This window comes from Pseudomonas sp. SIMBA_067 (assembly GCF_046534675.1).
Taxonomy (GTDB): domain Bacteria; phylum Pseudomonadota; class Gammaproteobacteria; order Pseudomonadales; family Pseudomonadaceae; genus Aquipseudomonas; species Aquipseudomonas putida.
In genome coordinates this window covers 697,224-711,426 of record NZ_JAWRYH010000001.1, presented here as the reverse complement: position 1 = coordinate 711,426, position 14,203 = coordinate 697,224, and the positions used below count along the sequence as shown (strand labels likewise).

10 protein-coding genes are annotated in these 14,203 nt (G+C 64.2%); 6 read left to right on the top strand and 4 right to left on the bottom strand.

Translation table 11 applies throughout. The features are described from left to right. Positions 1-251: 251 nt before the first annotated feature. Both SB765_RS03310 and SB765_RS03305 read right to left on the bottom strand, forming a co-directional pair. Positions 252-2,021: an acyl-CoA dehydrogenase C-terminal domain-containing protein gene (locus SB765_RS03310; RefSeq protein ID WP_410930929.1), complete on the bottom strand. Its 1,770-nt coding sequence runs from the start codon at positions 2,019-2,021 to the stop codon at positions 252-254. A gap of 167 nt (positions 2,022-2,188) precedes the next feature. Then, the gene (locus SB765_RS03305; RefSeq protein WP_410930928.1) at positions 2,189-3,811 is read right to left on the bottom strand and encodes an acyl-CoA synthetase; all 1,623 of its coding nucleotides are present in this window, start codon (positions 3,809-3,811) and stop codon (positions 2,189-2,191) included. Between the two features lie 194 nt (positions 3,812-4,005). Here SB765_RS03305 and SB765_RS03300 point away from each other — a divergent pair, with 194 nt between their 5' ends. The 6 genes from SB765_RS03300 (at position 4,006) to SB765_RS03275 (ending at position 10,378) form a co-directional block, all read left to right on the top strand. Continuing rightward, positions 4,006-5,412, top strand: a complete 1,407-nt coding sequence (locus SB765_RS03300; RefSeq protein ID WP_410930927.1) for a sensor histidine kinase — start codon at positions 4,006-4,008, stop codon at positions 5,410-5,412. Between the two features lie 8 nt (positions 5,413-5,420). Then, the gene (locus tag SB765_RS03295) at positions 5,421-6,053 is read left to right on the top strand and encodes a response regulator transcription factor (protein ID WP_041168009.1); all 633 of its coding nucleotides are present in this window, start codon (positions 5,421-5,423) and stop codon (positions 6,051-6,053) included. 244 nt (positions 6,054-6,297) lie between these two features. Next, positions 6,298-6,771 (top strand): MarR family winged helix-turn-helix transcriptional regulator, encoded by a 474-nt coding sequence (locus SB765_RS03290; RefSeq protein WP_016499362.1) that lies wholly within the window; start codon positions 6,298-6,300, stop codon positions 6,769-6,771. 30 nt (positions 6,772-6,801) lie between these two features. After that, positions 6,802-7,995 (top strand): HlyD family efflux transporter periplasmic adaptor subunit, encoded by a 1,194-nt coding sequence (locus SB765_RS03285; RefSeq protein ID WP_341798672.1) that lies wholly within the window; start codon positions 6,802-6,804, stop codon positions 7,993-7,995. Continuing rightward, the gene (locus SB765_RS03280) at positions 7,992-9,527 is read left to right on the top strand and encodes a DHA2 family efflux MFS transporter permease subunit (RefSeq protein WP_341798673.1); all 1,536 of its coding nucleotides are present in this window, start codon (positions 7,992-7,994) and stop codon (positions 9,525-9,527) included. Before SB765_RS03285 ends, SB765_RS03280 begins: the two co-directional genes overlap by 4 nt. A gap of 104 nt (positions 9,528-9,631) precedes the next feature. Further along, positions 9,632-10,378 carry an SDR family oxidoreductase gene (locus SB765_RS03275; RefSeq protein WP_341798674.1) on the top strand — a complete coding sequence of 249 codons (747 nt, stop codon included), beginning with the start codon at positions 9,632-9,634 and terminating at the stop codon, positions 10,376-10,378. Between the two features lie 9 nt (positions 10,379-10,387). On the opposite strand, the gene SB765_RS03270 is transcribed toward SB765_RS03275, so the two are convergent. Further along, positions 10,388-12,454, bottom strand: coding sequence for a PAS domain-containing protein (locus SB765_RS03270; RefSeq protein ID WP_410910332.1), 2,067 nt, complete (start codon positions 12,452-12,454; stop codon positions 10,388-10,390). 63 nt (positions 12,455-12,517) lie between these two features. Then, a complete protein-coding gene (locus SB765_RS03265; protein ID WP_341798676.1) occupies positions 12,518-14,173 on the bottom strand; it encodes a PAS domain-containing sensor histidine kinase in 1,656 nt (551 codons plus the stop codon). Positions 14,174-14,203: the final 30 nt, after the last annotated feature.

Below are 14,203 nucleotides of genomic sequence, written 5' to 3'. Positions count from 1 at the left end.
GCGTTTGAGAACCCTTCGCGGGCGGCAAGGGAGGCTGAAATCCCTGGCGCTGCCTTGCAGCCCATCGTGACACAAGGCCGCTCCACAGGTAATCGCGTACCTCTTGTGGGGCAGCTGTCTTGTACGAAATCACAAAGCTTGCGCGATCACTGTGGGAGCGGGCTTGCCCCGCGAACACGGGCGAAGCCCGTGCCATGCACCGCGTGGTCTGCTTCGCGGGCATGCCCGCTCCCACCGGTAATGCGCAGGCTTCAGAACTGCGCCGCCTCCAGCCCATAAAGGCTGCCGCTGCCTGCCCTGATACTGGCTTCCAGCCCCAGACCACGCGGCAGCATACGCTGGAAGAAGAACGCCGCACATGCAAGCTTGGCCCCATGAAACGCGTCATCTTCCTCACGCCTGGCCAAGGCCACCGCCGCCATCCGCGCCCACATGTAGGCATACGCCGTCAGCCCGAACAGCTGCAGGTACTCCACCGCCACCGCACTGACCAGGTTGGCATCCTCGCCTGCCCGTGCCCGCAGCCAGGCGCTGGTAGCCTCCAGCCGCGCCAGGCTCGCCTGCAAGGCCTCGCGGTGCAGCGGTGCATCCACACTGAAAGCACGTACTTCGGCGGCGAAGCTGGCCAGTGCCTGGCCACCGTCCCCCAGTACCTTGCGCCCCAGCAGGTCGAGCGCCTGGATACCGTTGGTACCTTCATAGATTTGCGCAATGCGCACATCGCGCACCCGCTGCTCCTGCCCCCATTCGCGGATGTAACCATGGCCACCGTATACCTGCTGGCCGAGCACGCAGCTTTCCAGGCCGTTGTCGGTGAAGAAGGCCTTGGCCACTGGGGTCAATAGTGCCACCAAGCGCTGGGCGTGCTCACGTTCACCGGCGTCTTCGGCGTAACGCGTCAGGTCCAGTTGCTGGCCGACATAGGCGGCAAACGCCCGGCCACCTTCGGTGAGGGTGCGCATGGTCAGCAGCATGCGCCGTACATCACCGTGGTGGATGATCGGGTCGGCAGCCTTGTCCTGCGCCTGTGGGCCAGTGGCGGCGCGGCTCTGCAGACGCTCGTTGGCGTACCGGGCGGCGCTCTGGTAGGACGCCTCGGCACAACCGATGCCCTGGATGCCGATGGACAGGCGCTCGTAGTTCATCATGGTGAACATGGCCGCCAGGCCCTTGTTCGGCTCGCCCACCAGGTAACCCTCGGCATCGTCGAAGTTCATCACGCAGGTGGCCGAAGCCTTGATGCCCATCTTGTGCTCGATCGAGCCGCAGTGGGCGGCATTGCGCGCGCCCAGTCTGCCATCGGCCTCGACCCGGTATTTGGGCACAAGGAACAGCGAGATGCCTTTGGCGCCGGCGGGCGCATCCGGCAGCTTGGCCAGCACCAGGTGGATGATGTTCTCGGTCAGGTCCTGCTCGCCGCCGGTGATGAAAATCTTGCTGCCGCTGATGCGATAGCTGCCGTCGGCCTGGGGTTCGGCGCGGCTGCGGATCAGCCCCAGGTCGGTGCCGGCGTGTGGCTCGGTCAGGCACATGGTGCCGGCCCAGCGGCCTTCGTACAGAGGCGGCAAGTAAGTTGCCTTGAGCGTTTCGCTGGCGTGGGCATCGATTGCCAGGCAACTGCCGGCGCTCAACGCCGAATACAGGCTGAAGCTGCAGTCGGCGGCGTAGAGCATTTCTTCGAACAACACCCCTAGCATTTTCGGCATGCCCATGCCGCCGAATGCCGGGTTGCCGCCCAGGCCGACCCAGCCGCCTTCGCGGTAGGTCTGCCAGGCTTCGCGAAAACCGTCTGGCGTGGTGACCTGGCCGGCGTCGAAGCGCACACCTTGCTCGTCGCCGTTACGGCTGAGCGGGGCGATCAGCTGGCTAGTGATTTTGGCTGCTTCTTCCAGGATCGCGTCGGCGGTGTCGGCATCGATGCGCTCGGCCAGGGCGGGCAGGCGGGCCCACAGGGCCGGGGCGTTGAACACGTCATGCAGGACGAAGCGCATGTCGCGCAGGGGGGCGGAGTAAGTGGTCATCAGGGGCTCTTGAAGTGAAGAGGATATCTGTGAAGGTTGCGCCGTACCCGTGTAGGAGCAGCCTTGTGCTGCGAAGGGCCGGCAGGGCTGAAGGTAGTCTTCGCCGGTGAGGGCCTCTTCGCAGCACAAGGCTGCTCCTACAGAGAAACGTCGAGGCCGTTACGGCTTCAGAGGGCCTTGGCCCGGTCGCGCAGGACGTACTTCTGGATCTTGCCGGTGGAGGTCTTGGGCAACTCGCCAAACACCACCGTCTTCGGCACCTTGAACCCGGCCAGGTGCTCGCGGCACCAGCCGGTGATGTCGGCTTCGCGGGTGTCCTCCCGGCCTGGCTTCAGGGCAACGAACGCGCACGGGGTTTCTCCCCACTTTTCATCCGGGCGCGCCACCACGGCGGCTTCAAGTACTGCCGGGTGTTTATACAGGGCGTCCTCGACTTCAATGGTGGAGATGTTCTCGCCACCGGAAATGATGATGTCCTTGAGGCGGTCCTTGATCTCGACATAGCCGTCGGCATGCCACACGGCCAGGTCACCGGTGTGGAACCAGCCGCCACGGAACGCTTCGGCGGTGGCTTCGGGGTTTTTCAGGTAGCCCTTCATCACGGTGTTGCCGCGCATGAAGATCTCGCCCAGCGTGTTGCCATCGCGTGCCACCGGCTCGAGTGTCTGCGGGTCGGCCACCATCAACCCGTCCAGGGTCGGGTAGCGCACGCCCTGACGTGACTTGATTCGCGCACGCTCTTCCAGCGACAGTTCGTTCCACTCGTCATGCCAGGCACACACGGTCACCGGGCCATAGACTTCGGTCAGGCCGTAGGTGTGGGTGACGTGGATGCCCATCTCTTCCACGGCGCCAATGACCTTGGCCGGTGGCGCGGCGCCGGCGACCATGGCCTGTACCGGGTGCTCGATGGCGGCTTTGGCTGCCTCGGGCATGTTGACCAGGGCGTTGAGCACAATCGGGGCGCCGCACAGGTGGGTGACCCGGTGTTCGCGGATCAGGTTCAGGATCTTCTGCGGGTCGACCCGGCGCAGGAACACGTGCGTGCCGGCCAGGGCGGTGATGGTCCAGGGGTAGCACCAGCCGTTGCAGTGGAACATGGGCAAGGTCCACAGGTACACCGGGCGGTGGCCCATGGCCCAGGTCATCTGGTTGCCCAGGGCGTTAAGGTAGGCGCCGCGGTGGTGGTAGACCACGCCCTTGGGGTTGCCGGTGGTGCCGGAGGTGTAGTTGAGCGAAATGGCCTGCCACTCGTCATCCGGCCATTCCCAGGCAAATTCCGGGTCGCCTTCGGCGAGCAGGGCTTCATAGTCCAGCGCGCTGACCGCACGGCCTTCGCCGTACTCCGGGTCATCCACATCCACCACCAGGGGCGGGTGTTCGAGCAACGCCAGGGCGGCCTCGATCACCGCATGGAACTCGCGGTCGGTAATCAGCACCTTGGCTTCACCATGCTGCAGCATGAAGGCGATGGCCTCGGCGTCCAGGCGCACGTTAAGGGTGTTGAGCACGGCGCCGGTCATGGGCACACCGAAGTGCGCTTCGAGCATCGCCGGGGTGTTGGGCAGCATCACCGCCACCGTGTCGCCACGCCCTATGCCACGGCCCGCAAGGGCGCTGGCCAGGCGCCTGCAGCGTTGGTAGGTTTCTTGCCAGTTGCGGCGGATGGCACCGTGGATCACCGCCGGGTAGTTGCCGTACACGGCGGCGGTGCGTTCGATGAAACTTAGCGGGGTGAGGGCGACATGGTTGACGGCAGCGGGCATCAGGCCCTGGGCATAGATCGACATGCGGTAATCCTGTAAGGGAGGCAGGCGCAGCTTGTGCGCTTGGCCCCCGATGGCTGATTGTTAGCTCTGTTCAGGGTGCAGGGGCGCGGACGGTGGGCCGCTCCCTCTGTCGCAGTTTTACGCGAGTCGCTATGGTAGTAGGAATATCGACTATAGCAATATAGTAAAACTACTATAACAACGAGCCGCCTACCGTGGACCAGACTGCTTACCCCTTGCTTGCCAAAGACCCACAACCCAGCCTTTTGCTGGCAGCCGACGCCAAGCCACTGGCACTCAACGCGGCCCTGCAAGCGTGGATTGACGAAGGCCCGGCGCTGACCAGCTGGCTGCCGGCCAACTGCGCCGCGCTGGTGCGTGCGTGCCTGCGCCAGCATCGGGCGATTGCCGACGTCGAGGTGCAAGTGGGGGAGCGCACCGTGCTGTGGTCTTTCATTCCGGATGACCAGGGCCAACAGGTGCTCGGGCGCTGTCGTGACGCCAGCGAAGAGCGCCGTGGTGCACGCGAGGCCAGCCGCGCCCGGCGCCTGTACCGGCTGATCATTGAAAACACCACCGACCTGATCTCCCGGCACAGCCCGGATGGCCGTTTCCTGGATGCCTCGCCGGCAGCGTTCCGCCTGCTCGGCCTGTGGCCCGAGCAATTGCGTGGCATAGCCGTGCATACTTTGCTGCACCCGCGTGAGCGCCGCCAGGTGCTGCGCCAGGCGGCCGCTGCCCTGGACCAGGATGGCTATCACACCATGACCTGCCGGGTGCGCCAGGCCTGTGGCGGCTATCGCTGGTTTGAAATTGCCAGCCGGGCCATCCGCGAGACCTACACCGGCTCGGTGGTGGAGGTGGTCAGCGTGTCCCGCGACATCACCTTGCGCATCGAAGCCCAGGAAAGCCTGGCGCACAGTGCACGGTTGGCCACCCTCGGCGAGCTGGCTTCAGGCATTGCCCACGAGATCAACCAGCCGCTGGCGGCGGTGGTCAACTACGCCAACGCCAGTCAGCGTTACCTGCAGGGCCTGGAGGGTGATCCCCAGGCCCGCGAGCGGGTAGGGCAGGGCCTGCTGCGTATCCGCGAGCAGGCCACCCACGCCGCTGAAGTGATCCGCCGCCTGCGCGCCTTCCTGCGCAAAGGGCCACGGCGCCTGCAGGCGCTGGACGTGGCCGAAGTGGCCGGCGAAGCCATGCGGCTGTGCGCCTGGGAGGCCGCGCGCGACCAGGTGCTGGTCGAGCTGCGCGTCAGTGCGCAGCTGCCTTCGGTGTATGCCGACCGGGTATTGCTGGAACAGGTGCTGCTTAACCTGCTGCGCAATGCCATCGATGCCAACCGTGAGCTGCACGGCGACCAGCCGTCACGTATCCTGCTCGGCGCCGCGCGGGACGGCGATGGTGTGCTGGTCGAGGTGGCCGACCAGGGCCCGGGTGTAGCGCCCGAGCGCCTGGATGAAATCTTCACACCGTTCACCACCAGCAAGGCCGATGGCCTGGGCCTGGGTTTAAGCATGAGCCGCAGCCTGATCGAAGGCTTTGGCGGCAGCCTGTGGGCGCGCGCGGGTGATAACGGCGGTTTGGTACTGTGCTGCCGGCTGGCAGTCAGCAGGGCGTAAAGGGGGCGGTGGTGCAAGCAAAAGTGTATGTGGTTGATGACGACCAGGGTATGCGCGACTCGACAGTCTGGCTGTTACAGTCGGTGGGCCTGCAAGCCTTGCCGTTCGCCAGCGGGCAAGCGTTTCTCGATGCATGCGTCGACGATGGGCCCGCCTGTGTGCTGCTGGATGTGCGTATGCCGGGGCTGGGCGGGTTGGCCGTGCAGCAGGCGATGCGCGAGCGCGGCCTGGCGCTGCCGGTGATCTTCGTCAGCGGCCATGCCGATGTGCCGATCGTGGTGCGGGCATTCAAGGCTGGCGCCTGTGATTTCATCGAAAAGCCCTACAACGACCAGTTGCTGCTCGACAGCGTGCAGGCGGCGCTGGAGCACGCCGGGCGGGCGCGGCAGGGCGACCAGGCGCTGGCCTTGGTGCAAGTGCGTATCGACGGCCTGACGCCGCGTGAGCGCGACGTTTTCGTGCCGTTGGCCCAAGGGTTGAGCAACCGCGAGATTGCTGAGCAACTGGGCATCAGTGTGAAGACCGTCGACCTTTACCGCGGCCGGGTGATGAAGCGGCTGCAGGCGGGCAGCCTGGCAGAGCTGGTGGGCATGGCGATTGCCTGCGGGGCGGTTGAGGCGCTGGGCCTGCGGGCGCAATAACCGCCCTGACGCAGGCCCTTGTAGGAGCGGCCTTGTGCCGCGATGGGCCGCAAGGCGGCCCCAAAAATTGCTGCCCTGGCACAAAACTGGGGCCGCTTCGCGCCCCATCGCGGCACAAGGCCACTCCTACAAAGGGCCGCATTTCAGGCATAAAGCATGAAATTTTCCATAGCTAGCTAATCAAAGCTTTGACATTCACTGCCTAGGCAGTAATATTTTCACACAATTGCCCGAGCAGCCTCCGATGGCCCACTTCTCCCCCGAAAACTTCCAGACCTGCGCCATCGGCATGCTCCTTGGCCGTGCGGCGATCCTGAAGGACCGCATTCTCGACTGGCACCTCGAATCAGAGGGCGTCACCGCCGCGCAGTTCAAGGTGCTGATCATCGTCACCCAGTACCAGGTGGATACCCCGGCCGAGCTGTGCCGCTACCTGGGCCTGGACAGCGGTTCGATGACCCGCATGCTGGACCGGCTAGAGCAGAAGGAGCTGATTGTGCGCAACCGCTGCGCCGACGACCGCCGCCTGGTGCGCCTGGCGCTCACCGCCGATGGCCAGCGCCTGGCCGACCGCCTCCCGGAAATTGGCGCTGCCGCCATGAACGAGTTGTGCGGCGTGCTGGCGCCTGATGAGCTCAAGGCCCTGGAAGGCCTGCTGGCCAAGGTCCTGCTCGGTGCTGGCGACCCGTTGACGATCCGCCGCTTTGGCGACCGTTGAACCCTGTCACGAATTATCCAAGGTATTGTCATGGCTACCTCCGCAGATACCCCGACTCCCTCCGCCGCGCCCGAGCCGTCGCGCAAGCGCAAGGCCTGGCTGCTTGGCCTGCTGCTGTTGCTGGTACTTGCCGGTGCATGCACCTGGGCCTGGTACAGCCTGGTGGGGCGCTGGCACGAAAGCACCGACGATGCCTACGTCAACGGCAACGTGGTGGAGATCACCCCGCTAGTGACCGGCACCGTCACCAGCATCGGTGCCGATGACGGCGACCTGGTCCATGCCGGCCAGGTGTTGCTGCAATTCGACCCGGCCGACAGCGAGGTGGCCTTGCAGTCTGCCGAAGCCAAGCTGGCACGCAGCGTGCGTCAGGTGCGCGGGCTGTACAGCAATGTCGACTCGCTCAAGGCCCAGCTGGAAACCCGCCAGGCCGAACTGCGCAAAGCCCAGCAGGACTTCAACCGGCGCAAGGTGCTGGCCGATAGCGGGGCGATTGCTGCAGAAGAGCTGTCCCACGCCCGCGATGACCTGAGTGTCGCCCAGGCCGCTGTCAACAGCGCACGTCAGCAGCTCAGTACCAGCAGCGCGCTGGTCGACGACACCGTGGTTTCCTCGCACCCCGAGGTCATGGCCGCCGCCGCCGACCTGCGCCAGGCTTACCTCGACCACGCTCGCACCACCTTGGTGGCACCGGTTACCGGTTACGTTGCCAAACGTACTGTGCAACTGGGCCAGCGCCTGCAGCCAGGCACCGCGACCATGGCGGTGATCCCGTTGGACCAGGTGTGGATCGACGCCAACTTCAAGGAAACCCAGCTGCGTGAGATGCGCATCGGCCAGCCGGTGCAGATCAGCGCCGACCTCTACGGCAGCGAGGTCAAGTACAGCGGCACGGTCGACAGCCTTGGTGCTGGTACCGGCAGTGCCTTCGCCCTGTTGCCGGCACAGAATGCCACCGGCAACTGGATCAAGATCGTCCAGCGCGTCCCCGTGCGTATTCACCTGAGCCCCGATCAGCTCAAGGACCACCCACTGCGTATTGGCCTGTCCACCGTAGTAGAAGTCGACCTGCATGACCAGAGCGGCCCGGCCCTGGCCCAGCAGCCCCCACAGCAGGCCAGCTACACCACCCAGGTGTATGACCGTCAGTTGGTCGAGGCCGACAACCTGATCGCCCGGTTGATCCACGACAACAGCGCAACCGGCAAGACGGCCCAGCGATGAGCGACAACGCCGCTGCCCAGTTCACGCCGCCGAGCCTGCTGCTGACCACCATCGGGCTGTCGCTGGCGACGTTCATGCAGGTGCTCGACACCACCATCGCCAACGTGGCATTGCCGACCATTTCCGGCAACCTGGGGGTGAGTTACGAGCAGGGCACCTGGGTCATTACCTCGTTCGCGGTGAGCAATGCCATCGCCTTGCCGTTGACTGGCTGGCTCAGCCGGCGGTTTGGCGAAGTGAAACTGTTCATCTGGGCCACGTTGTTGTTCGTGCTGGCGTCGTTCCTGTGCGGTATCGCCCAGTCGATGCCCGAACTGGTAGGTTTCCGCATATTGCAGGGCGTGGTCGCCGGGCCGTTGTACCCGATGACCCAGACCTTGCTGATTGCCGTCTATCCCCCGGCCAAGCGGGGGATGGCCCTGGCGCTGCTGGCGATGGTCACGGTGGTGGCGCCCATTGCCGGGCCGATCCTGGGGGGCTGGATCACCGACAGTTACAGTTGGCCGTGGATCTTCTTCATCAACGTGCCCATTGGCCTGTTTGCCGCCGCTGTGGTGCGCCAGCAGATGCGTACCCGGCCTGTGGTCACCAGCCGCCAGCCGATGGACTACATCGGCTTGCTGACGCTGATTGTCGGTGTCGGGGCGTTGCAGGTCGTGCTCGACAAAGGCAACGACCTGGACTGGTTCGAGTCGTCGTTCATCATTATCGGTAGCCTGATTTCGGTGGTGTTCCTGGCGGTGTTCGTGATCTGGGAACTGACCGACCGCCACCCGGTGGTCAACCTGCGCCTGTTCGTGCACCGCAACTTCCGCGTCGGCACCATCGTGCTGGTCGGCGGTTATGCGGGGTTCTTCGGTATCAACCTGATCCTGCCGCAATGGTTGCAGACGCAGATGGGCTACACCGCCACCTGGGCGGGCTTGGCGGTGGCGCCGATTGGCTTGCTGCCGGTGATCATGTCGCCGTTCGTGGGCAAGTACGCGCACCGCTTCGATCTGCGTGTGCTGGCGGGCCTGGCGTTCCTGGCGATCGGCACCAGTTGCTACATGCGTGCCGGGTTCACCAGCGAGGTGGACTTCCAGCATGTGGCCTTGGTGCAGCTGTTCATGGGCATTGGCGTGGCGTTGTTCTTCATGCCGACCTTGAGCATCCTGCTGTCCGACCTGCCGCCGCACCAGATTGCCGACGGTTCGGGGCTTGCGACCTTCCTGCGTACCTTGGGCGGGAGTTTTGCGGCGTCGTTGACGACGTGGATCTGGATTCGCCGGGCGGACCAGCATCATGCTTATCTCAGCGAAAACATCAGCCAGTTCGACCCGGCGACGCGGCATACGCTTGAGCAGTTGGGCGGGGCCAGCCCGCAGAGTTATGCGCAGCTGGAGCAGATACTCAACGGGCAGGCTTACATGATGTCGACAGTGGACTACTTCACCCTGATGACCTGGGTGTTTGCCGGGTTGATCCTGCTGGTGTGGTTCGCCAAGCCACCGTTCACTGCCAAGGCCGGGCCGGCATCGGCGGGGCATTGAGCTAAATCACACGGTCACGGTTGTGTGAGCTGACCTCGGTCATTCCCATCTGTAGCCTTTTCGCCTATTGTCGATCCTCCCTTTCCCAAGCGATTGGCATAATCATGGAGAACGTCATCGTCATCACCGGCGGCAGCCGCGGTATCGGTGCCGCCACGGCGCTGTTGGCGGCCCGCGAGGGCTACCGCATCTGCATCAACTACCACGCCGACGACCAGGCCGCCGAAACCCTCCTCGGCCAGGTCCGCGCCCTGGGCGCCGAGGCTATCGCCGTGCGCGCCGACGTCAGCGTCGAGGATGAGATCATCCACCTGTTTCGGCGCGTCGACGAAGAGCTCGGCCCGGTCACCGCACTGGTCAACAACGCCGGCACCATCGGCCAGCAGAGCCGTGTCGAGGAAATGTCCGAGTTCCGCCTGCTGAAGATCATGAAAACCAATGTCGTCGGCCCCATGCTCTGCGCCAGGCACGCCTTGTTGCGCATGGCGCATCGGCATGGTGGGCACGGCGGGGCCATTGTCAACGTGTCATCGATGGCTGCGCGCCTGGGCTCGCCCAACGAATATGTCGACTATGCCGCCTCCAAGGGCGCGCTCGACACCTTCACCATCGGCCTGGCAAAAGAAGTGGCAGGCGAGGGCGTGCGGGTCAATGGCGTACGCCCGGGCTACATCCACACAGGGTTCCATGCCTTGTCCGGCGACCCCGACCGGGTCAGCAAGCTTGAGCCCGGTTTGCCCATGGGGCGCGGCGGGCGCCCCGAGGAAGTGGCCGAAGCCATTCTCTGGCTGCTCTCGGACAAAGCGTCCTATTCCACCGGCAGTTTCATTGACCTGAGCGGCGGGCGCTGAGCGCGCCCGTCAATCCCCCAGCAGCTCACGTACCCGCTCGGCGAGTGTGTCCAGTTCAAACGGCTTGGTCAGCACCGAGCTACCCTGCAACAGCTGGCCGTCGCTGAGCGCCGCGCTCTCATCGTAACCGGTGATGAACAGCACCTTGAGGTCTGGGTAGCGCACACGGCAGCGCTCGGCCACCTGGCGGCCATTTAGGCCACCCGGCAGCCCGATATCGCTCAGCAGCAGGTCTGGCCGCTCGCCGCTTTGCAGGTGGGCGAGGGCGGTCGGGCCATTCTCGAAGGCGTCCACCCGATAGCCCAGCTCTTCCAGCACTTCGCCCACCACCAGGCGCAAGGCGGTCTGGTCTTCGATCAACAGAATGCGCTTCGCAGCCGTGCTGCTTCTTTGCAAAGGCGTGCGCTGCGGTTTACCGGCAGGGGCCTTGGGTTGCTCGTCGTGGCGGGGCAGCAGCAGCTCGATGCGGGTGCCTTCGCCAAGCACCGACAGCACGCGTAATTGCCCACCCGACTGACGCACGAAGCCGTAGGTCATGGACAGACCCAGCCCGGTTCCCTGGCCCATCGGTTTGGTGGTGAAGAAAGGGTCGACTGCGCGCTCGGCCACTTCAGCCGACATGCCCTTGCCGTTGTCGACGATACTCAGCCGCACATACTCGCCGCCTGGCAGCCCCCCTGCCAGGGCCTGCTCGTCGTCAAGCACCAGGTTATCGCCAATGATCTCGATCACACCATCCGCAGGCATGGCATCGCGGGCGTTGATGCAGATGTTGAGCAGGGCGCTTTCCAGTTGAGGCGGGTCGATGAAGGTCGGCCACAGCTGGCTGGCGAAACGGCTGCTCAGGCTAATGGCAGGGCCGATGGTGCGCCGCAGAAGGTCCTCCATGCCGGCAACCAACGTGGCCACTTGTGTGGAGCAGGGTTGCAGAGTTTGCTGGCGAGAGAACGCCAGCAGCCGGTGCACCAGCGAAGAGGCCCGCTGCGCCGAGCCGCTGGACAGCTCCAGCAAGGGTTCCAGGGCGTCGAAGCGAGACTGGTCCAGGCGTTGCCGCATCAGTTCCTGGGCGCCAAGGATGACGCCCAGCAGATTATTGAAGTCGTGGGCAATGCCGCCACTGAGCTGGCCTACGGCCTCCATCTTCTGTGCCTGACGCAGCGCTTCTTCGGCCTTGGTCAGGCGTTCCTGCTCTTGCACCCGTTCACTGATGTCATAAGCAAACAGAAACGCGCCTTGTATCTCGCCTTTTGAGTCGCGCAAGGCGTTGAAGCGCAATTCGTAATGGCGCAGCATGGGAGGCTTGCCGAAGGTGCCAGTTTCGATGAACTGCTCGCCAGCCAGGGCGCGCTGCCACATTGGCAGAATAGGTGTCTGGCCAGCGCCTCCGTCTTCAAACAGCCCGGGCAGGTAGTCGCCGATTTCCGGTGTCCTTCCGTACAGCAGGTGGAAGTCATGCTTGGCCTGGCGGTTCACAGCCAGCCAGCGCAGGCCCTTGTCCACCACATGCACATTGACCACGCTGTGATCGACCAATTCGGCAAACAAGCGTCGCTCCGCCAGTGCGGCATTTACCCGTTGTTCCAGTTCTTCGTTGAGGCGCTGCAGGGCCTGCTCTGCACGCCGGCGTTCGGTGACATCCTTGAACAGCACGGCTACCTGGCGTTTCTCTGCAGGCTCTACGCGAAACGTGGTCACCGACAGCACATGGCCGGTGGCGACCAGCTCCTGCTCGAAGTGCAGCGGTTCCCCTGTGCGAAGCACAGCGCCATAGCGGGCCACCCAGTCATCGGCCTCATCAGGCACCATTTCGCGCAGTTTCTGCCCGGCCACGTCGGGGATGCCGGCGTGCTTGGCATAGGCCGCATTGGCTAGCACATGCACATAGTCACTCAGCGGGCCATGTGGGCCGTCAAAGAACTCGATGATGCAAAAGCCTTCGTCCATGGTGTCGAACAACGACCGGTAAAAGTCCTGATCCTGGTCTTGATAGCTGGCGAGCTGTGCTTCCAGCAGCGCATTGCGCCGTTGCAGGGCTTCGACTTGTTGACGCAGTGTGAGCGGGTCGCGGAATGGCATGCCGACGTCCGACGAAAAAGGATGCGCAGACTTTAACGTGTTCACCCGCAGGCGGATAGGCGGTCAACGTTGCGGCGGGGCAATCCCCAGCAGGCGGTCAATTCGCTGGCCAAGGCTCTGCAGGTTGAACGGTTTGCACAGCACCTCGGTGCGCCTGTCCGGGCGGCCACTGATCGGGATGTCGGCAGTGTCATAGCCGGTAAGCAGCAGAACGGGCGCTTTGGCCACAAGCGTTTGAAACGCTTCTGCCAGCTGATATCCGTCGATTCCACCGGGCAGGCCGACATTCGTGATCAGCAAGTCCGGAGGTACGCCCGCATGCATAGCCTCAAGCGCCGGGCGGCCACGGTCGAAAGCCTGTACTTCATGGCCCAGTTCAGTCAGTACTTCGACAAGCACAAGGCGCATGGCTGGCTGGTCTTCCACCAGCATGATTCGCTGCACGCGGGGGGCAGAAAGCTCGACGCCGGTGGTGAGTGGCACAGGCTGGCTGCAGGCAGCGATGCTTTCCTCGAGAGGGAAGTACAGGTGAACGCAGGTGCCTTGCCCGGGCACGCTTTCGATCTGCAACTGCCCGCCGGACTGGCGGACAAAGCCATAGACCATGGATAACCCCAAGCCGGTACCTTGACCGAGTGGCTTGGTGGTGAAGAAAGGGTCCAGGGCGCGCTGGCGCACCGTGCTGGACATACCCATGCCGGTATCGGCAACGCGAATGTGCAAGTACCGCCCCGCAGGCAGGCCCAAGTGACCGGCCTCAGCTACGGCGAGGTCGCTGTTTGCACAAGCGATGCTGAGCGTACCGCCCAGGGGCATGGCATCGCGGGCATTGATGCACAGGTTCAGCAGAGCATTTTCCAGCTGCTGCGGGTCGACGTGAATTGACCATTGCCCGGCCAGTGTTCGGTCGTGAAAGTCAATGTGCTGGCCTATAGAGCTGACGATCAGGTCTTGCATGCCCGCTACCAGGCATTGCACGTCAACCGGTTGCGGCAACAGCGTCTGCTGGCGCGAGAAGGCCAGCAGGCGCTTTACCAGCGCAGCGGCGCGCAAGGCAGTACTGCGGCAGAGTTCGAGCATGCGGGCGGTGTCGGCATGGCGTTGTTGGTCCAGGCGCTGTTCGGCCATTTCCACTGCGCCGAGCAGGCTGCCCAGCAGGTTGTTGAAGTCGTGGGCGATGCCGCCGGTCAACTGACCGACCGCTTCCATTTTCTGCGACTGGCGCAGAGCCTCCTCGGCCTGGTGCAGGCGTTGCTGTTCGGCGATGCGCTCGGTGATGTCATAGGCAAACATGTATCCGCCCTGGATCCGCTGCTGCGCATCGCGCAACGGGTGGTAGCGGATTTCGTAATGGCGCGGCGCATCAGGCGGACCGAAGGTGACGGTATCGACGAACGCTTCGCCGGCCAGCACACGCGGCCAAACCGGGGCCAACCGGTTCATGATATCGGGCTGATTGGTCAGGAACTGCGGGACGTAATCGCCGATCTGCGGCAAGAAGCCGCGGTGGCGCTGGAAGGTTTCGCGAGCCGTTCGGTTGATGGCCACCAGACGCATCTTGCGGTCGGCGGCAAACACGTTGGCGAGGCTGTTGTCGAGCAGTTCACCGAGCAGCTTGTTGTGTGCATGGGCGCTGTCTTCGCGTTCTGCCAGGCATGCTTCAAGTTCTGCGACGCGCGCCTGCAGTTGGGTGATCGATGGACGCGAATCTGGCTGCATGACCCAAGCCCCATGAACGGATCGGGCAAC

Bases quoted from the DNA above. Each gene is read 5' to 3' on its own strand.
- SB765_RS03270 (WP_410910332.1), bottom strand. From the start codon at position 12,454: ATGCCATTCCGCGACCCGCTCACACTGCGTCAACAAGTCGAAGCCCTG.
- SB765_RS03290 (WP_016499362.1), top strand. From the start codon at position 6,298: ATGGCCCACTTCTCCCCCGAAAACTTCCAGACCTGCGCCATCGGCATG.
- SB765_RS03310 (WP_410930929.1), bottom strand. From the start codon at position 2,021: ATGACCACTTACTCCGCCCCCCTGCGCGACATGCGCTTCGTCCTGCAT.
- SB765_RS03280 (WP_341798673.1), top strand. From the start codon at position 7,992: ATGAGCGACAACGCCGCTGCCCAGTTCACGCCGCCGAGCCTGCTGCTG.
- SB765_RS03285 (WP_341798672.1), top strand. From the start codon at position 6,802: ATGGCTACCTCCGCAGATACCCCGACTCCCTCCGCCGCGCCCGAGCCG.
- SB765_RS03265 (WP_341798676.1), bottom strand. From the start codon at position 14,173: ATGCAGCCAGATTCGCGTCCATCGATCACCCAACTGCAGGCGCGCGTC.
- SB765_RS03305 (WP_410930928.1), bottom strand. From the start codon at position 3,811: ATGTCGATCTATGCCCAGGGCCTGATGCCCGCTGCCGTCAACCATGTC.
- SB765_RS03275 (WP_341798674.1), top strand. From the start codon at position 9,632: ATGGAGAACGTCATCGTCATCACCGGCGGCAGCCGCGGTATCGGTGCC.